This is a genomic window from Aliirhizobium cellulosilyticum, from assembly GCF_014198105.1.
Taxonomy (GTDB): Bacteria; Pseudomonadota; Alphaproteobacteria; order Rhizobiales; family Rhizobiaceae; genus Neorhizobium; species Neorhizobium cellulosilyticum.
On sequence record NZ_JACIGW010000007.1, the window covers coordinates 29,798 to 46,397 of the forward strand.

General features: G+C 59.8%; 20 protein-coding genes and 1 tRNA gene. 16 read left to right on the plus strand and 5 right to left on the minus strand.

The window, feature by feature from the left end:
* The gene (locus GGE33_RS22300) at positions 1 to 1,266 is read left to right on the plus strand and encodes a GNAT family N-acetyltransferase (protein WP_183828199.1); all 1,266 of its coding nucleotides are present in this window, start codon (positions 1 to 3) and stop codon (positions 1,264 to 1,266) included.
* A gap of 73 nt (positions 1,267 to 1,339) precedes the next feature.
* Here GGE33_RS22300 and GGE33_RS22305 read toward each other — a convergent pair whose 3' ends face one another.
* Positions 1,340 to 2,110: a hypothetical protein gene (locus GGE33_RS22305; protein WP_425486665.1), complete on the minus strand. Its 771-nt coding sequence runs from the start codon at positions 2,108 to 2,110 to the stop codon at positions 1,340 to 1,342.
* A gap of 228 nt (positions 2,111 to 2,338) precedes the next feature.
* Here GGE33_RS22305 and GGE33_RS22310 point away from each other — a divergent pair.
* The 4 genes from GGE33_RS22310 (at position 2,339) to GGE33_RS22325 (ending at position 4,123) form a co-directional block, all read left to right on the plus strand.
* Positions 2,339 to 2,423 (plus strand) — tRNA-Leu (locus GGE33_RS22310).
* A 186-nt stretch (positions 2,424 to 2,609) separates the two neighbouring features.
* The gene (locus GGE33_RS22315; RefSeq protein ID WP_148148248.1) at positions 2,610 to 2,891 is read left to right on the plus strand and encodes a hypothetical protein; all 282 of its coding nucleotides are present in this window, start codon (positions 2,610 to 2,612) and stop codon (positions 2,889 to 2,891) included.
* Between the two features lie 123 nt (positions 2,892 to 3,014).
* Positions 3,015 to 3,356 (plus strand): hypothetical protein, encoded by a 342-nt coding sequence (locus GGE33_RS22320; protein WP_246436399.1) that lies wholly within the window; start codon positions 3,015 to 3,017, stop codon positions 3,354 to 3,356.
* Between the two features lie 251 nt (positions 3,357 to 3,607).
* Positions 3,608 to 4,123, plus strand: a complete 516-nt coding sequence (locus tag GGE33_RS22325) for a disulfide bond formation protein B (protein WP_148148275.1) — start codon at positions 3,608 to 3,610, stop codon at positions 4,121 to 4,123.
* Between the two features lie 33 nt (positions 4,124 to 4,156).
* Here GGE33_RS22325 and GGE33_RS22330 read toward each other — a convergent pair whose 3' ends face one another.
* On the minus strand, positions 4,157 to 4,714 hold the full coding sequence (locus tag GGE33_RS22330) for an HNH endonuclease (protein ID WP_148148246.1): 558 nt from the start codon (positions 4,712 to 4,714) through the stop codon (positions 4,157 to 4,159).
* A gap of 99 nt (positions 4,715 to 4,813) precedes the next feature.
* On the minus strand, positions 4,814 to 5,470 hold the full coding sequence (locus GGE33_RS22335) for a DNA-3-methyladenine glycosylase family protein (RefSeq protein WP_183828207.1): 657 nt from the start codon (positions 5,468 to 5,470) through the stop codon (positions 4,814 to 4,816).
* A 195-nt stretch (positions 5,471 to 5,665) separates the two neighbouring features.
* On the opposite strand from GGE33_RS22335, the gene gluQRS reads away from it, so the two are divergent.
* Positions 5,666 to 6,547 (plus strand): tRNA glutamyl-Q(34) synthetase GluQRS, encoded by an 882-nt coding sequence (gene gluQRS, locus GGE33_RS22340; RefSeq protein WP_183828210.1) that lies wholly within the window; start codon positions 5,666 to 5,668, stop codon positions 6,545 to 6,547.
* Here gluQRS and GGE33_RS22345 read toward each other — a convergent pair.
* Positions 6,476 to 7,438, minus strand: a complete 963-nt coding sequence (locus GGE33_RS22345) for a YihY/virulence factor BrkB family protein (protein ID WP_246436416.1) — start codon at positions 7,436 to 7,438, stop codon at positions 6,476 to 6,478. The genes gluQRS and GGE33_RS22345 overlap by 72 nt on opposite strands.
* 94 nt (positions 7,439 to 7,532) lie before the next feature.
* On the opposite strand from GGE33_RS22345, the gene GGE33_RS22350 reads away from it, so the two are divergent.
* The 7 genes from GGE33_RS22350 (at position 7,533) to GGE33_RS22380 (ending at position 12,828) form a co-directional block, all read left to right on the plus strand.
* Positions 7,533 to 8,366, plus strand: a complete 834-nt coding sequence (locus GGE33_RS22350) for an SDR family oxidoreductase (RefSeq protein WP_183828213.1) — start codon at positions 7,533 to 7,535, stop codon at positions 8,364 to 8,366.
* Positions 8,367 to 8,386: 20 nt separating this feature from the next.
* Positions 8,387 to 8,590 (plus strand): twin transmembrane helix small protein, encoded by a 204-nt coding sequence (locus GGE33_RS22355; RefSeq protein WP_183828216.1) that lies wholly within the window; start codon positions 8,387 to 8,389, stop codon positions 8,588 to 8,590.
* Between the two features lie 12 nt (positions 8,591 to 8,602).
* Positions 8,603 to 9,175, plus strand: coding sequence for a cob(I)yrinic acid a,c-diamide adenosyltransferase (locus GGE33_RS22360; RefSeq protein ID WP_148148240.1), 573 nt, complete (start codon positions 8,603 to 8,605; stop codon positions 9,173 to 9,175).
* 22 nt (positions 9,176 to 9,197) lie between these two features.
* Entirely contained in the window at positions 9,198 to 9,944 is a 747-nt protein-coding gene (locus GGE33_RS22365) for a rhomboid family intramembrane serine protease (RefSeq protein WP_183828219.1), read from the plus strand.
* A gap of 139 nt (positions 9,945 to 10,083) precedes the next feature.
* A complete protein-coding gene (locus GGE33_RS22370) occupies positions 10,084 to 10,830 on the plus strand; it encodes an electron transfer flavoprotein subunit beta/FixA family protein (RefSeq protein WP_183828222.1) in 747 nt (248 codons plus the stop codon).
* Between the two features lie 26 nt (positions 10,831 to 10,856).
* Positions 10,857 to 11,786: an electron transfer flavoprotein subunit alpha/FixB family protein gene (locus tag GGE33_RS22375; protein ID WP_183828225.1), complete on the plus strand. Its 930-nt coding sequence runs from the start codon at positions 10,857 to 10,859 to the stop codon at positions 11,784 to 11,786.
* A gap of 166 nt (positions 11,787 to 11,952) precedes the next feature.
* A complete protein-coding gene (locus GGE33_RS22380; RefSeq protein ID WP_183828228.1) occupies positions 11,953 to 12,828 on the plus strand; it encodes a 3-hydroxybutyryl-CoA dehydrogenase in 876 nt (291 codons plus the stop codon).
* Between the two features lie 30 nt (positions 12,829 to 12,858).
* Here GGE33_RS22380 and tlpA read toward each other — a convergent pair whose 3' ends face one another.
* Positions 12,859 to 13,527 (minus strand): thiol:disulfide interchange protein TlpA, encoded by a 669-nt coding sequence (tlpA, locus tag GGE33_RS22385; RefSeq protein WP_183828231.1) that lies wholly within the window; start codon positions 13,525 to 13,527, stop codon positions 12,859 to 12,861.
* Between the two features lie 26 nt (positions 13,528 to 13,553).
* Here tlpA and argH point away from each other — a divergent pair, with 26 nt between their 5' ends.
* The 3 genes from argH (at position 13,554) to lysA (ending at position 16,537) form a co-directional block, all read left to right on the plus strand.
* Positions 13,554 to 14,954, plus strand: a complete 1,401-nt coding sequence (gene argH, locus GGE33_RS22390) for an argininosuccinate lyase (protein ID WP_183828234.1) — start codon at positions 13,554 to 13,556, stop codon at positions 14,952 to 14,954.
* Positions 14,955 to 15,055: 101 nt separating this feature from the next.
* Complete coding sequence (locus GGE33_RS22395; RefSeq protein ID WP_148148233.1) at positions 15,056 to 15,253, plus strand: hypothetical protein; 198 nt, start codon at positions 15,056 to 15,058, stop codon at positions 15,251 to 15,253.
* A 15-nt stretch (positions 15,254 to 15,268) separates the two neighbouring features.
* Complete coding sequence (gene lysA, locus GGE33_RS22400) at positions 15,269 to 16,537, plus strand: diaminopimelate decarboxylase (protein ID WP_183828237.1); 1,269 nt, start codon at positions 15,269 to 15,271, stop codon at positions 16,535 to 16,537.
* The last annotated feature ends 63 nt before the right edge of the window (positions 16,538 to 16,600 follow it).

A 16,600-nucleotide genomic window follows, 5' to 3' on the forward strand; every position in this document is an offset into this window, starting at 1 on the left:
ATGCAATTCCCACCACCGGGCATCGAAAATGCGAAGGGGCAAGCTGCTCTGGGACAGGATAGACAGGAATTGCCCGAAGCCGATCTCAAACTGCCTGTCGGCCGGGCCGGACGCGAATTCTTGCTCTATCCCGCAACCCTTGGTTATGAGCTGCAGGAAGAGCTGGAGTTTCTGTCGCATCGGGCGATGGAACCCAACATCTTTTTCTCCGCCCGCCTTCTGGCTCCTGCCATGCCGCGTGTGGAAGACAAGCAGGTGCGTTTCGCGCTGATCCGCGATGACAACGGCATGCGCTCGCGCCTGCGCCTGCTGATGCCCTTTACCGTCGAGCGGCCAGGCTTTTCGGTCGGCGCTCCGATCATCCGTACCTGGGCCAATCCCTTTGGGCCGCTTGGAACTCCACTGCTGGACACAGAGGATGCCGCCGAGACGATCGACAACCTGTTCGAAGTTCTGACCCAGCCTCAGACCAAACTGCCATCGGTTCTGGTTCTGCCGGATATTCGCCTTAACGGTCGCTTCGCTCAATTGGCGAAGGCCGTCGCGATCGCCCGCGATCTTTCAGTCGCCACGACCGACACGTTCCGGCGCCCGATGCTGGAAAGCTATCTCGATGGTGAAAGCTACCTGAAGCAATCTGTATCGGCACATCATTATCGCGAGATGCGCCGCCAATGGCGCAACCTGGAAAAGCTTGGCACCCTGACCTACAACGTTGCCCGACAGCCGGAAGAGGTGCGCCTGCGGATGGAGGAATTCCTCGCCCTGGAAGCGAAAGGCTGGAAGGGCAAAAAGCGGTCAGCGCTGATCAACGACCGTTATCGTGCCGCCTTCGCCCGCGAAGCGATAACCAACCTCGCCGAAATCGACGCGGTGCGCATTCACACGGTCGATCTCGATGGCCGCGCGATCGCCTCGATCATCGTTTTCATCATGGCCGGTGAGGCCTATACGTGGAAAACCGCCTATGACGAGAGTTTGGGCCGCCATTCGCCCGGCAAGCTGCTGATCATGAAGCTGACGGACTGGCATCTGGACGATGCCAACATCCTGCGCACCGACAGCTGCGCCGTGCCCGATCATCCGATCATGAGCCGCATGTGGGAACAACGCGATGAGATGGGAAGCCTCGTCATCGGCCTGACACGCAATAGCGACCGTGATGTCCGGCAGGTCGCAACCCAGCTCCATCTCTATAGAAATACCCGCAATATAGCTCGTATCCTGCGCGAAAAGATCTTGCATCTGGCCGGCCGTGATACGTGACAGGAAATCTGTCGTGGATGCAGCACACTCAAGGGGCTGGCGTGTCAGCCGACCCCTTGAGTAACCCGAGCCGCTAACGCGACGCGGTCATGCGCAACATGCGGCAGAGCTGGACGAGCGCCGGATCATAAGCGCCGACCGAGACATCCACGCACCGCTTCAACAGCTTCTGCCTTTCGCTCGGCGACATGGCGTTGAAGGCAGCCCGCTGAGGACCGGTCAATCCGCCTCCGGCTCCACCACCACCCGTTCCCGGACCTGTACCCGGCCCTGTTCCGGGCGTGCCGCCGCCGACCCCGACTCCGACATCCACGCCGACACCAGTCGTGCCTCCGACACCGAGCCCGACAGTCGCGCCGATTCCGCCGGTACCGCCGATCGATGCGGTCGTTCTCGCATTGATGCCGTTCGACGTGCTGGCGCCGACCCGCGCATTCACCCCGTCGCTGCCTCCCACGGATGCGGCAACCCCGGCATTCAGCCCACGTGAACCGTTGACGTTTGCACCGGCATTGACACCACGGCTTCCTCCGACCGAGGCATTGGCGCTCGCCACGCTGGAATTTCGTCCGATGCCCGCACCGGCATTCGCACCATTGCGACCACCGACGGATGCCCCAACACCAACACCGCCGGATCTGCCGCCGACGCTGGCTCCGGCATTCACGCCGTCACGCCCTCCCACCGACGCGCCCACACCGAGCCCGCCATTGCTGCTTCTGCCAACGCTGGCGCTGACGCCCCGATCACCCCCGATGGATAATCCCTGAGCATAGACCGGCGTCAGCCCGGCCGCCGTGATGCATGTGGACATCAATGCCGAAACAAATAGTTTTTTCATGATACTCTCCTCCTTGAGGGTCTGCCTGCAGAACCCACGGATTCGAATTCCAATCGCCGGCATTAGTTTCAGATTATTCTAATATAAGGCCTGTAAATATTAACGGTTTATGATGACGCCGCTTCGCGCCTCGCGTTCTTCCGGGAAGCGGATCGTTGCGGATCATATTTGAAGAACTTGCGCCTTGCATCTTCGTGGCCGCGCATGGTAAGCGCGTTCCACATCTACTGTGCCCCGTTGGCGGAATTGGTAGACGCGCCTGACTCAAAATCAGGTTCCGAGAGGAGTGCTGGTTCGATTCCGGCACGGGGCACCATATTATCCGAAATAGACAGATCAATTGTCAGTTTGCACGATTAAAGCCGTGCAGATATCTCCCCGCATTTGCCTTAGGATGACCTGCCGTGAGACAATATCCGGCATGCATCTTCAAGCTCCCCGTTGCGATGCACGTAAATCTTCCTAAATGACTGGGCATCGAGGAAAAATGGAGAAGAACTAGATGAGCGCCGAATTCGGCCCCTACGTCCAGATGTGCACCCTTGCTCAGCAAATGGCTGTCCAATATCAGAAAGACACCAACCTCGCCTTGGCGCCCTTTCTGAAACATTTCATGGATGAGGTCGAAGTGAACGTGGCTGCCGATAGTTTCAATCATCTCGGATTCATGCAGAAGATCCGCGAGCCGGTCGAATTGGGAGCGGAAAAGGCCTCCGACGCACGACGCAAGGAGTTTCTTCAGGCTCTTGCAACTGCTCTGCATGAGCGCATCCAAAGACACTGAGCAAATGCCAGCCACGACTGAACCGTTCGGGCTGAACAATCAGGCTTACGAGATTTGAACCTGCCCCCCGCCCTGGCACCTCTCGCCAGCCGTTCATGCGATGGTTGCACGCTTTGTTGCCGATTGCCCGATATCGATGACCTCGACAAGCCTGCAGATCAATGGTGCAGGCACTGCATTGCCGGGCGAGGCTGTTCCATCTATGTGGATCGCCCGAAACTCTGTCGTGATTTCCTTTGCCACTGGATGCTCGACAACGGTCTGGGCGATGAGTGGGATCCGTTGAAATCCCACATGATGGTCTACGGGCAGGGGCAGCAGATCACAATCCTGGCCGATCCTGACAGACCCGACCTATGGCGTCGTGAGCCGTATATGTCACAGCTCAAGAACTGGGCGGCAAGCACGGCGCCGACAGGCGGATATGTGATCGTGTTCTGGCGAGACGAAGTGGTGAAGATCTGAAGACACGTCGTCCGGGCCGCTGACACGATGACGCGCGGCCATAGCGAGCCTTTGCAGTTCTCGCGTCTCCCGTTAGCATTCCGAAAGACGAGAAGGCCGATCACGACAATTTGCCGAAGGCAGAGTGTTACGCTGACATGTCCACCGGTTTACAGACTGGCGGATTGTGCTCTACAGCTTCGGCCCAATTTGACCCAATCGGCACAATATCGAACGGCAGCGTTCGATGGCGATTATGAAGGAGATGCGCAATGGCGCTGGCAGGTTCCACCACAAGGTTCAGCACGGGAGTAGCTTATGCCGGCTTCCTGACGCTTGCCATGGCCGCAACAGTCGGCAGCGCTCTGGGCTTCGAACATATCGGCGGCTACATTCCCTGCGCTCTCTGCCTGCTTGAGCGAGACCCTTACTATTTCGGCATTCCGATCGGGATTCTTGCGGTTGGTTCAGCAGCTTTCGGCCTGCCCTCCTGGATTACCCGTTCGCTTCTGATCGTCATCGGCATCATGATGCTGGTCGGTGCCGGCATGGGCGTCTATCACTCGGGCGTCGAATGGGGCTTCTGGCCCGGCCCCACCGCCTGCGGCGGCAGCACGGCCGTGACCACCAATGCCGGCAATCTGCTCGGCGACCTGAACACGGTTCACGGCCCGTCCTGCGCCGACGCTGCCCTTCGCGTGCTCGGCCTGTCCTTTGCCGGCTGGAACGTCGTCGCCAGCATTTTCCTCGCAGCCGTTGCCTTCATCGGCGCAAAAAAGGCCGCTTAAGCGGCCTTCGTGCGATCAGATCGACTGGTGTAATCAGGGCTGTAGCTCAGTATCCCAGTAGAGATAGTCCATCCAGCTTTCATGAAGATAGTTCGGCGGAAACAGCCGGCCGTTGTTATGAAGATCCTGCACGCTCGGTGCATAGGGTTTCTGGTGCGGGATCATGCCGGCCTGTTTCGGCAATTTGCTGCCCTTGCGCAGATTGCAAGGGGAACAGGCCGCTACGACATTCTCCCAGGTCGTCTCGCCGCCATGGGCGCGGGGAATGACGTGATCGAAGGTCAGTTCGTCATCCGCGCCGCAATACTGGCATTCGAACTTGTCGCGCAGGAACACGTTGAACCGCGTAAAGGCCGGGTTACGGGTCGGCTGCACATAGGTCTTGAGGCTGACGACGCTAGGCAGCTTCATCGAGAAGCTGGGCGAGCAGACCGAATGGTCGTATTCGGCGATGATGTTGACACGGTCAAGGAAGACCGCCTTGATCGCGTCCTGCCAGGACCACAACGACAAGGGATAGTAACTCAGCGGCCGGTAGTCAGCGTTCAACACGAGCGCCGGCAAGGCCTGCGGGGAGACTGCAATCGTCAAGTGACGCTCCTACCCGATTCGGCATCTATCTCCTCTATATTAGGTCCGTTGTTACAGGATTGTGAAGCCCTATAAATGCAGCGGGATACTTCCCCGCATTTATACGATGGGCAAAGCCTCGCGACGCATCGTCGCAGCGTAATAGGCCCAGAAAAGTCTGGCTGCGATCGACCGGTAAGGCGCCCATGACCGGGCGATTTCGGCGAGTTCTTTTGCCACCGGCCGCTGCTCCATTGCGAAGGCACGAGCCACGGATGTCTGCAGCGCCACGTCGCCGCCGGGAAAGACATCCGCATGGCCGGCGCAGAATATCAGATAGACTTCCGCCGTCCACGGCCCGATGCCGGGGAGAAGCACAAGCTGCCGAAGCGCCGCCTCGCCCTCAATCACGCAGATCGCATCCAGATCGATCGCACCGGTGAGCACAGCTTCGGAAAGTTTCCGCAGGGTCGAGGCTTTGGCACGCGAAAGGCCGAATGTGGCAATAATCTCGGGATCAAGCGCGGCATAGGCTTGCGCCGTGACCGGCCCCACCGCCTCGATCCGCCGCCAGATCGCATCCGCACTTGCCCGCGACACCATCTGCGAGACGATGATCGAGGCGAGACCGGCAAAGCCGGGCGCAGCAAGCCTGAGCGGCAGCGGGCCGGCGATCTCGGCAATCGGGACAAGGCGAGGGTCGAGTTGCAGGAGCTGGTTGAGCCCGGCTTCGATATCGGCGTCGTTGCGGATGATATTGATCTGGTCTTCGCGCATGACGCTTTCATGCTTGTGTCTGGATCCCCGGGTCAAGCCCGAGGATGACGAACGAAAGGTTTGCATGATAGGTGCCAGGAGACACCTTTCAGCAAGCTCTCAGGGTGCTATGTGGTAAAAACGTCTCCACAGGCTCGTCATCCTCGGGCTTGAACCGAGGATCCAGACGCAAGCAAGCCCGAACGCAAGCAATCAATGCCGAACTCACCGCCAGAAAAACCCGTCTATCGTTTCGCCCCCAGCCCGAATGGCTTTCTCCATCTCGGCCATGCGCTTTCGGCGTTTCTGAACCACGACATGGCGAAGGCGAGTGGTGGGCGGTTTCTGCTGCGCATCGAAGACATAGACCTCACGCGCTGTACAGCCGAATTCGAGGAGATGATCTATCGCGATCTCACCTGGCTCGGTCTCGACTGGGAAATGCCGGTGCGCCGCCAGTCAGAGCATTTCGATGCCTATCGGGACGCGCTCGACAGATTGCGGAGCATGGGCCTCGTCTATCCCACATTCCTCACCCGCGGCGAGGTGAAGGCGCACGTTACGGCATATGAAACAAATGGAAAAAACTGGCCGCGCGATCCCGATGGCTCGCCGCTTTATCCTGATGACGACAGACTGCGCAACGAGGCGGAACGGGCGCATCTTATCGCCAAGGGGATCAAACACGCGTGGCGAATGGATGTGATGAAGGCGATGGCCCTGGTCGGCAAGCAGCTTTCATGGCAGGAAACCGGCACCGGCCACCCCGAGACAATCCCGGCTGATCCGACGATCTGGGGTGATGTGATCCTGTCACGCTCGGATGCGCCGTCGAGCTATCATCTGTCGGTCGTGATCGACGATGCGTTGCAGGGAATTACCCATGTGGTGCGGGGCGAAGATCTCTATACGGCTACCGCCATCCACAGGTTGCTGCAGGAACTGCTCGGCTTGCCTGAGCCGGTCTATCATCACCATCAGTTGATTGTCGGAAGCGACGGGCGAAAACTGTCGAAAAGCGAAGGCTCAACCGGAATTGCGGCTCTTCGTGACGAGGGCCTCCTGCCCGGCGACATTCGCCGCATCGTCGGGCTCTGAGCGGCCGGCGCGCTTTGCCTTGCGCTTCTTGTTCACCTGATTGACCACCGAATAGACCTTGTATTTCAGGATAGCCGCATTGAGTTCGGCCCCGAGCATGAAGATCACGCCGACCATATAGAGGAAGACGAGCACGATCATAATCGAAGCCAGACCCGCATAGGTGGCCGCGTAATTGGCGAAACTCGAGAGATAATAGGCGAAACCGAAACCGAAGATCGTCCATATGACGATGGTCAAAACGACGCCCGGAAGCACATCGATGATCCGACGGTCCCCAGCCGGCAACCATTTGTGCGAAAAGAGCAGGCCAAGCATCAGAAGCAGGCCGGTGCCGACGAGGCCCCAATTGGCAAGCGCGTTGAGATCGCTCATCAGCCAAGGGAATTTCGTCTCGGCAAACCGCTGCGCCACCGGCACTGCCAGAAGCACGATGCTGATCACCGCAAAGATGATCACCGCGACGATGACGTAACCTAGGCTGGCAAGGCGCGTCACATACCATGCCCGCGTTTCGGTCACCCGATAGGCACGGTTGAGCGAGATGCGCAGGGCCTCCACCCCGTTGGAGGCGAAATAGGCGGCTGCAAGCACCGAGACCGTGAGGAGCCCGCCACGCGGCATGTCGATTACCCGCTGGATTTCCGATGCGATCGGATTGGCGATATCGGCCGGCCAGGCATCGAACATCAGATGGATCGCCGTTTCCGAAAATCCGCCCGCACCGAGAAAACCGGCAAGTGCAGTGCCGAAGATCAGGAACGGGAACAGCGCCAGCAGGCCGGAAAGTGCCACATGGCTCGCCATCGCCCAGCCGTCATCCTCCGTGAAATGCCAATAGGCATCCCACAAGACCTTGAAGGCCAATCGGTGCCATCGCGGCCGGCGCATCTCTTCCTGCAAGGTCAACTCCGTTGTGACTTCTCGCGAAATATGGGAGGAACACTCCCGCTTGTACAGGTGAGTATCGAGGATAAGCCCCCAAATGACTGCAGGAAGAACGATCATCGTCACCGGCTGTTCCTCCGGCATAGGCGCTTATGCGGCACGGGCATTGAAGGCGGAAGGCTGGCGCGTCTTCGCCACGGTGCGAAAGACGGAGGATCTGGCCGCGCTCGAGAGAGACGGCATCGAGGCTCTTATCCTCGACTACACGAAGCAGGACACGATCGATCAGCTTGTAAAAACAGTGACGACCCGCACCGGCGGAAGGATCGACGCGCTGTTCAACAACGGTGCCTATGGCCAGCCGGGAGCGGTGGAGGACCTGACGACGGACGTGTTGCGCGTCCAGTTCGAGACCAATCTCTTCGGCTGGCATGAATTGACCCGGCAGGTCATTCCCTTCATGCGCACCCAAGGCCGAGGCCGCATCGTCAACTGCTCCTCGATCCTCGGGCTGCTGCCCTATCATTATCGCGGTGCCTATACGGCCTCCAAATATGCGCTCGAAGGACTGACGCTGACTTTGCGCATGGAACTGGCCGGCAGCGGCATCGAGGTGAGCCTGATCGAACCCGGCCCGATCGCCACCCGTTTCACCGCCAATGCACTCGCCAAGATCAGCGAGAATATCGACCTCACCGGCTCCGTACATGCCGCCGATTATGCACGACAGCTGCAACGCCTTGATGGCAGCGGCCCCGTCAACCGCCACAAGCTTGGTCCCGAAGCTGTTTACAAGGTGCTCGATCATGCCTTGAACGCGCCTCGTCCAAAGCCGCATTATCTGGTAACCAGACCTGCAAAGCAGGGTGCGTTGCTGAAGAAATTGCTCCCGGCTCAGCTTTTCTACACGCTAATGCGCCGTATCGACTGACAACTGACGGGAGGCAGGACATGTCGAGTTTCACCACCTTTCTGACCCTGATCGTGATGGGCCTCGTCGTGCTCGTCCTGATCCGCGGGCTGATCAACATGCTGAAGGGTACAGACGCCAACCGCTCCAACAAGCTGATGCAGTTGCGCGTCATCCTGCAGGCAGTGGCGATTGCGCTGATCATGCTGACGCTGTGGATCACCGGCGGGGGAAGGCCGAGCTAAGGAAAAGGAAACATGGTCAAGCTGAACAAGATCTACACCCGCACCGGCGACAAAGGTACGACCGGGCTCGTCTCCGGTCCGCGCCGCGAAAAATTCGACCTGCGGGTGGAAGCTTACGGCACGGTTGACGAAACCAATTCGGCGGTCGGCCTCGCCCGGCTTCATACCATCGGCCTCGACGAACTGGACGTCATGCTTGTCCGCATTCAGAACGATCTCTTCGATCTCGGCTCGGACCTTGCGACACCCGACACCGGCGAGGAGTTGAGCTATGAGCCACTGCGCATCATCGAAGCGCAGGCGGAGCGGCTGGAGCGGGAGATCGACGCCCTGAACGGCGAGCTCGATCCCCTGAAATCCTTCGTGCTGCCTGGCGGCACGGCAGCGGCCGCACACCTGCATATGGCACGCACGATCGCAAGGCGCGCCGAACGGCTGATGGTCGAGCTGTCGCGGCAGGAAAAGGTCGGCGCCGCGGCGCTTAAATACATCAACCGCCTCTCCGATTTCCTCTTCGTCGCCGCCCGCTTCGCCAATGATCGCGGACAGGCTGACATTTTGTGGGTACCCGGCAAACACCGCTAAACGCCGCTCCCGGAGGTCGCGTATGTTCGTCCCGCTGCATGACACGAACGAACTGAAATATATCCGCGTCCAATGGGTCACGATCAGCCTGATCGTGTTGAATGTGCTGGCATGGCTGTTCACCACATTCGCTCCGGTGGAACAGGCAGAGCGTGCGTCACTGGGCTTGGGCTTCATCCCTGCCCTGATCTTCGACCACGCGGTTCTCGATCCATCACTGGTTCTGGTACCGGAAGACATGACCTTTCTGACCTACGCCTTTCTGCATATCGACTTCTGGCATCTCGCCCCCAACATGCTTTTCCTATGGGTCTTCGGCGATAATGTCGAAGATGCACTCGGCCATTTCCGCTTCTTGATCTTCTATCTTCTCTGCGCAGCAGCGGGCGCGGCACTCCATGGTTTCGTTACCCCTCAATCGGAAGGCCCGCTGATCGGCGCCTCGGGTGCGATTTCCGGCGTGGTTGCCGCCTATTTCCTGCTGCACCCGCGGGTGCGCGTCTGGGTTCTGGTGCTCTTCCGTATCCCGCTGCCGCTTCCCGCCTTCATTCCGCTGGCGCTCTGGATCGCCCAGCAATTCGTCATGCTGGCGCTGAACATGGATGACGCCGTCTCTTGGGGAGCGCATGTGGGTGGCATCATCGCTGGCGCTCTTCTGGTTCTAGTCATGCGTCGCCCCGGGGTTCCGCTCTTCGACCGACAGATCGTCACCCCGCGCGCCGTACATCACAAAACAAGCGTTCCGCAGGTACCGGCACGCGTCGAATAGGGATATGAGAAATGCGCAAGTGTCGGCATGGAAACGGCGTTGTAATCGGGTGAAAAATGCGTATCCATGTCGCCCACTGACACACGAGGAGATGGCAAATGTCGCATTTTGCCGTCGGAGATAGTCAAGGAAGGACCCCATGAAGATCCTGGTGCCTGTTAAGCGAGTCGTCGATTACAACGTGAAAATCCGCGTCAAACCGGATGGCACGGGCGTTGAACTCGCCAATGTGAAAATGTCGATGAACCCGTTCGACGAAATCTCCGTCGAAGAGGCTCTGCGGCTGAAGGAAGCAGGCAAGGCGGAAGAAGTGGTGGTCGTGTCAATCGGACCGGCCAAGGCGGAAGAAACGCTGCGCACGGCGCTCGCCATGGGTGCCGATCGCGCCATCCTGATCGAGACCGACGATGCCGTCGAGCCGCTCGCCGTTGCCAAGATCCTGAAGGGCGTCGTCGACGCTGAAGCGCCTGGCCTGATCATCGTCGGCAAGCAGGCGATCGACGACGACAGCAATCAGACCGGCCAGATGTTGGCGGCTCTGCTCGGCTCTGCACAGGCAACCTTTGCCTCCAAGATCGAGATCGCCGGCGACAAGGCGACCGTGACCCGCGAGGTCGATGGCGGCTCGCAGACGATCGAGGTCAAGCTTCCAGCCGTCGTCACCACCGATCTGCGCCTCAACGAGCCGCGCTACGCTTCGCTGCCCAACATCATGAAGGCAAAGAAGAAGCCGCTCGACAAGAAGACGCCTGCCGATTTCGGCGTCGATACCGCGCCGCGCCTCAAGGTGCTGAAGACCGAAGAGCCGGGCGGCCGCAAGGCTGGCATCAAGGTCGGGTCGGTTGAAGAGCTGGTTTCCAGCCTCAAGACCGCCGGCGTGATCTGAGAACGGAAGACGAGGAGACAACAATCATGACCATTCTTCTTCTGGCAGAAAACGACGCATCTGGCCTTTCGGAACAAACCGCCAAGGCGCTCACCGCCGCATCGAAAATTGGTGGCGACGTGCATGTTCTGGTCGCCGGCGCAGGTGCAAAGGCTGCTGCCGACGCCGCCGCCAAGCTTTCCGGCGTCTCCAAGGTTCTCGTGGCCGAGGATGCAAGCCTCACCAACAATCTCGCGGAACCGCTGGCCGACCTGATCGTCTCGCTTAGCGCTTCCTATGACGTGATCGTCGGCCCGGCCACGACGTCTGCCAAGAACGTCCTGCCGCGCGTTGCAGCCCTGCTCGACGTGATGCAGATCTCAGAAATCGTCGAGGTCGTCTCGGCTGACACGTTCAAGCGCCCGATCTATGCCGGCAACGCCATCCAGACCGTCCAGTCCACCGATGCCAAGAAGGTCATCACCGTGCGCACGGCATCGTTTGCCGCAGCAGGCGAAGGCGGTTCGGCAGCGGTTGAAACCGTTTCGGCTGCCGGAAATCCGGGTGTATCGAGCTTCGTCTCCGACGCACTCGCCTCGTCCGAACGCCCTGAACTGACCTCGGCCAAGGTGATCATCTCGGGCGGTCGCGCGCTTGGATCTTCGGAAAAGTTCCAGGAGGTCATCCTTCCGGTAGCCGATAAGCTGGGTGCCGCCGTTGGCGCATCACGCGCCGCGGTCGATGCCGGTTACGCCCCGAACGACTGGCAGGTCGGCCAGACCGGCAAGGTAGTCGCTCCCGATCTCTATATCGCGGTCGGCATTTCCGGTGCGATCCAGCACCTCGCCGGCATGAAGGATTCGAAGGTCATCGTCGCCATCAACAAGGACGAGGAAGCCCCGATCTTCCAGGTCGCAGACTACGGCCTCGTCGGCGATCTGTTCGACATCCTGCCGAAGCTCGAAAAGGCGCTCTGACAGACGAGCCGCCTTCGCGGCAGCGAAAAAAGCTGGCAAAATGATGGCCAGGCGAATAGAAAAATGCCGGACCGCTACACGTGGCCCGGCATTTTTTAAATAAGAATTTTCAAATAAAAAGCGTGCACCACAAGTGCGCCCAAGCCCAAGGGATGGAGTAAGCGTTATGGCCTTCCAGAATATCGGCATCATCGGCGCAGGTCAGATGGGCTGCGGCATCGCGCATGTTTCCTCCCTCGCAGGCTATAGGGTGCAGATCTACGATCTGGACCCGGACCGGATCCAGGCAGCACTTGCAACGATCAACGGCACGCTCGCCCGCCTCGTCGCCGGCGAGAAGATCACCGATGAGGAACGCAACGCGGCGCTCTCCAAAATCTCCGGCTCCGCCGACGTAAATGATCTGGCGCCGATGGACATCGTCATCGAGGCGGCAACCGAAGACGAAAGCGTCAAGCGCAAGATCTACGCGCATGTATGCCCGGTCCTGAAGCCCGAGGCGCTGCTCGCCACCAATACCTCGTCGCTCTCGATCACCCGACTTGCTTCCGCGACCGACCGTCCCGAGCGGTTCATGGGCATTCACTTCATGAACCCAGTGCCGGTGATGAAGCTTGTCGAACTGGTGCGCGGCATCGCCACCGACGAGCCGACCTTCAGGGCGGCCAAGGAATATGTCGCTTCGCTCGACAAGAGCGTTACCGTCTCCGAGGATTTCCCGGCCTTCATCGTCAATCGTATCCTGCTGCCGATGATCAACGAGGCGATCTACACCCTTTACGAAGGCGTGGGTTCGGTGGACGCGATCGACACCGCCATGAAACTCGGCGCCAACCATCCGATGGGCCCGCTTCAGCTCGCCGATTTCATCGGTCTCGATACCTGCCTGTCGATCATGCAGGTTCTTTATGATGGCCTGGCTGACAGCAAATACCGCCCCTGCCCGCTTCTGGTGAAATATGTCGAAGCCGGCTGGCTCGGCCGCAAATCCGGCCGTGGATTTTATGACTACCGCGGCGAGGTTCCGGTTCCGACGCGGTAAAGCCGTCCACAGACAACAATGTGGCGAGGGTTAGCTCCCCTTCGCCGCCGTGATCAGCGCCTTGGCATCCTCGCTGTCCCAGGCCGCGGGGCCGTTCATGGCGCCGATCAGGCAGCCTTTTTTATCGAGGATAAGGGTTGCCGGAAGGCCGAAGGCGAGGCCTTCCTTTTTCACGGAATTGAACACGCCCATGGAGCTGTCGCTGTAGAAGGCGAGCTTGTCGATCTTGTAATCCTGATAGAAATTCTTCGGTTTCTGGTCGCTGCCGGTATCGATATTAACGGCCACAACCTCGAAATCACTCCCGCCCATCGTGCTCTGCAAGGCGTTGAGCGCCGGCATCTCTTCCCGGCAGGGCACGCACCATGTCGCCCAGAGGTTGACCAGCACCGTCTTGCCGGCGAGATCGGCTACCGTCATCTCCTTGCCTTCCGGCCCCTTGAACGCCAGTTGCAACGGCCGCGGCGGTTGCGCCGCCGCCATGGCTGCCACTTCGCCCTTGGAGAAAGCGGAAACCGACTTCGCTAGTTCGGCAGAACCTTCGCACTGGCCGGCAGAAGCCGTAGTCGGGCCGTCCATGCCATTGCCAGACCCCATGCTCCTCACGTATACCGCCACGGCGCCGGCGGTAATCCCCGCAATGGCGGCAATCATGATCAATCGGGCGGATGGGAGACCAAGCGGTCTTTTGGATGCCATTTCTTAACTCCAGGACTTGAGCTGCCATGGCCGATACGAAGGACGCGACCTCTTCCAATCAGATGTGGGGCGGACGCTTCGCTTCCGGGCCGGACGCGATCATGGAGGAGATAAATGCCTCGATCGGTTTCGACAAGAAGCTCTACGCCCAGGACATCCGCGGCTCAATCGCCCACGCAACCATGCTGGCCGAAAAAGCCATTATTTCTCGCGAAGATAAAGACAAGATCGTCGAAGGACTGAACACGATCCTGTCAGAAATCGAGAGCGGCAAGTTCGAGTTCTCGCGCAAGCTTGAAGACATCCATATGAACATCGAGGCGCGGCTGGCGACGCTGATCGGCCCCGCTGCCGGCCGCCTGCACACGGCCCGTTCGCGCAACGACCAGGTCGCGCTCGATTTCCGCCTTTGGGTCAAGGAAGAGCTCAGCAAGACCGAAAAGATGCTGACCGCGCTGATCGCAGCCTTCCTCGATCGCGCGGAAGAACATGCAGACACCGTCATGCCGGGCTTCACCCACTTACAGACAGCCCAGCCGGTCACCTTCGGCCATCACTGCATGGCCTATGTCGAAATGTTCGGCCGTGACCGCGCCCGCGTGCGCCACGCAATCGACCACCTGGACGAAAGCCCGATCGGCGCTGCCGCTCTGGCCGGCACCGGCTTCCCGATCGACCGCCACATGACGGCGAAGGCGCTCGGCTTCCGCGAGCCGACCCGCAACTCGATCGATACCGTGTCCGACCGCGATTTCGCGCTGGAATTTCTTTCCGTCGCCTCGATCTGCGCCGTGCACCTGTCGCGTCTTGCCGAAGAGATCGTCATCTGGTCGACGCCACAATTCGGCTTCGTACGCCTGTCGGACGCGTTTTCCACCGGCTCGTCGATCATGCCGCAGAAGAAGAACCCGGATGCCGCCGAACTGGTGCGCGCCAAGACCGGTCGCATCAACGGTTCGCTGGTGGCGCTTCTGACCATCATGAAAGGCCTGCCGCTTGCCTATTCCAAGGACATGCAGGAAGACAAGGAACAGGTTTTCGACGCTGCCGAGAACCTGGAACTGGCAATTGCCGCCATGACCGGCATGATGCGCGATATGACGATCCGCGTCGACCGTATGCGCGTCGCCGCCGGTTCGGGTTACTCCACCGCCACCGATCTGGCCGACTGGCTGGTGCGCGAAGCGGGCCTTCCCTTCCGTGACGCCCATCACGCCACCGGCCATGCCGTGGCACTGGCGGAAAAGAAGGGCTGCGACCTCTCGGAACTTTCGCTGGAAGAGCTGCAGGCTATCAACCCGGCGATCACCCAAAAGGTCTTCGATGTCCTGACCGTCGATGCCTCCGTCGCCAGCCGCCAGAGTTTTGGCGGTACCGCGCCATCCGAGGTGCGGAAACAGATCGCTTACTGGCGCGGGCGCAATTGAACCCATATCAATTGATCGCCGATTGATACGGAAATGAACTGCACAAAAGGCTGGAACTTCGTTATGAAAGTTCCGCCTGTCCGTGCCGGAGAAAGAAGAGAATGTCCAAGTCGCTGATGAATACCGCCCGCGTCGCCCTGGTGCTCGGCCTTGCCGGCATCATTACCGTTGGCTGCGGCCGCAAAGGCGAGCTGGACCGCCCGAGCACGCCCGTGGAACAGCAGAATGTTCGCAAATCGGACGCCGCAAAAAAAGACCCGGTCGCTGAGCGTCCCTTCATCCTCGACAAGCTTCTGTAATTTCCGAGACCTGACGTGAACCATTTCCAGTATATCGACGGCGTTCTGCACGCCGAAAACGTCGACATTCGCGACATCGCCAAGGTTGTCGGAACACCGTTCTACGTCTATTCGACGGCAACACTCGAGCGGCATTACAAGGTCTTCGCCGCGGCATTTTCCGATGTCGACACCATGGTCTGTTACGCCATGAAGGCCAATTCCAACCAGGCCGTCCTGAAGACGCTCGGCCGCCTTGGAGCCGGCGTCGATGTCGTTTCGGGCGGTGAACTGCGCCGTGCGCTGGCAGCAGGCATCCCGGCTAGCCGCATCATGTTCTCCGGCGTTGGCAAGACGGTCGCCGAACTGGATCTGGCGCTCGAAGCCGGCATCTATTGTTTCAACGTAGAATCCGAACCGGAACTGGAAGTCCTCAACCTTCGCGCCATCAAGGCCGGCAAAAAGGCGCATGTCTCCTTCCGCATCAATCCGGATGTCGATGCAGGCACGCATGCCAAGATCTCCACCGGCAAGAAGGAAAACAAGTTCGGCATCGCCTATGAGCGCGCCCGCGCGGTCTATGCCCATGCAGCAACGCTTACCGGCATCGAAGTGACCGGCATCGACATGCATATCGGCAGCCAGATCACCGAGCTGGAACCGTTCGAACACGCTTTCCGCCTGCTACGCGAACTGGTCGACACGCTGCGCACCGATGGCCACCGTATCGACCATGTCGATATCGGCGGCGGCCTCGGCATCCCCTACAAGGACGACAACACGCCTCCCCCGCTGCCGGATGCCTATGCGGATACGGTGAAGCGCCAGTTGCGCTCGCTCAATTGCAAGATAGTCACCGAGCCCGGCCGCCTGATCGTCGGCAATGCCGGTATTCTGGTGACCGAGGTCATCTATGTGAAGGATGGCGGCGAAAAGACCTTCGTCATCGTCGACGGCGCGATGAACGACCTGATCCGTCCGACGCTCTATGAAGCCTATCACATGATCCGTCCGGTCGTCGTACCGGCCGCAGATACCGCGCGCATCCGCGGCGATATCGTCGGCCCGGTCTGCGAGACCGGTGATTATCTGGCGCTCGATCGCGAGATGGCGGAACCGAAGCCGGGTGATCTGATTGCCGTCGCATCGGCCGGTGCTTATGGCGCCGTACAGGCCGGAACCTACAATTCCCGACTGCTCGTGCCGGAAGTTCTGGTCAAGGGTTCGGAGTTCCACGTCATCCGTCCGCGCGGCACCTATGACGAGCTTATCAGGCTCGATTCCGTTCCCGCCTGGCTCAGCTGAGACCGGATAAACGCCCGGATGCGCGTTTGACGCGACATTCACAATTGCGGGAAATTGCCTAAA

Excerpts from the sequence above, each read along its gene's own strand:
- GGE33_RS22375 (WP_183828225.1), top strand. The coding sequence starts at position 10,857 with ATGACCATTCTTCTTCTGGCAGAAAACGACGCATCTGGCCTTTCGGAA.
- GGE33_RS22380 (WP_183828228.1), top strand. The coding sequence starts at position 11,953 with ATGGCCTTCCAGAATATCGGCATCATCGGCGCAGGTCAGATGGGCTGC.
- GGE33_RS22395 (WP_148148233.1), top strand. The coding sequence starts at position 15,056 with ATGTCCAAGTCGCTGATGAATACCGCCCGCGTCGCCCTGGTGCTCGGC.
- GGE33_RS22355 (WP_183828216.1), top strand. The coding sequence starts at position 8,387 with ATGTCGAGTTTCACCACCTTTCTGACCCTGATCGTGATGGGCCTCGTC.
- GGE33_RS22335 (WP_183828207.1), bottom strand. The coding sequence starts at position 5,470 with ATGCGCGAAGACCAGATCAATATCATCCGCAACGACGCCGATATCGAA.
- gluQRS (WP_183828210.1), top strand. The coding sequence starts at position 5,666 with ATGCCGAACTCACCGCCAGAAAAACCCGTCTATCGTTTCGCCCCCAGC.
- GGE33_RS22315 (WP_148148248.1), top strand. The coding sequence starts at position 2,610 with ATGAGCGCCGAATTCGGCCCCTACGTCCAGATGTGCACCCTTGCTCAG.
- GGE33_RS22300 (WP_183828199.1), top strand. The coding sequence starts at position 1 with ATGCAATTCCCACCACCGGGCATCGAAAATGCGAAGGGGCAAGCTGCT.
- GGE33_RS22345 (WP_246436416.1), bottom strand. The coding sequence starts at position 7,438 with ATGCGCCGGCCGCGATGGCACCGATTGGCCTTCAAGGTCTTGTGGGAT.
- tlpA (WP_183828231.1), bottom strand. The coding sequence starts at position 13,527 with ATGGCATCCAAAAGACCGCTTGGTCTCCCATCCGCCCGATTGATCATG.
- argH (WP_183828234.1), top strand. The coding sequence starts at position 13,554 with ATGGCCGATACGAAGGACGCGACCTCTTCCAATCAGATGTGGGGCGGA.
- GGE33_RS22350 (WP_183828213.1), top strand. The coding sequence starts at position 7,533 with ATGACTGCAGGAAGAACGATCATCGTCACCGGCTGTTCCTCCGGCATA.
- GGE33_RS22360 (WP_148148240.1), top strand. The coding sequence starts at position 8,603 with ATGGTCAAGCTGAACAAGATCTACACCCGCACCGGCGACAAAGGTACG.
- GGE33_RS22370 (WP_183828222.1), top strand. The coding sequence starts at position 10,084 with ATGAAGATCCTGGTGCCTGTTAAGCGAGTCGTCGATTACAACGTGAAA.
- GGE33_RS22365 (WP_183828219.1), top strand. The coding sequence starts at position 9,198 with ATGTTCGTCCCGCTGCATGACACGAACGAACTGAAATATATCCGCGTC.
- GGE33_RS22325 (WP_148148275.1), top strand. The coding sequence starts at position 3,608 with ATGGCGCTGGCAGGTTCCACCACAAGGTTCAGCACGGGAGTAGCTTAT.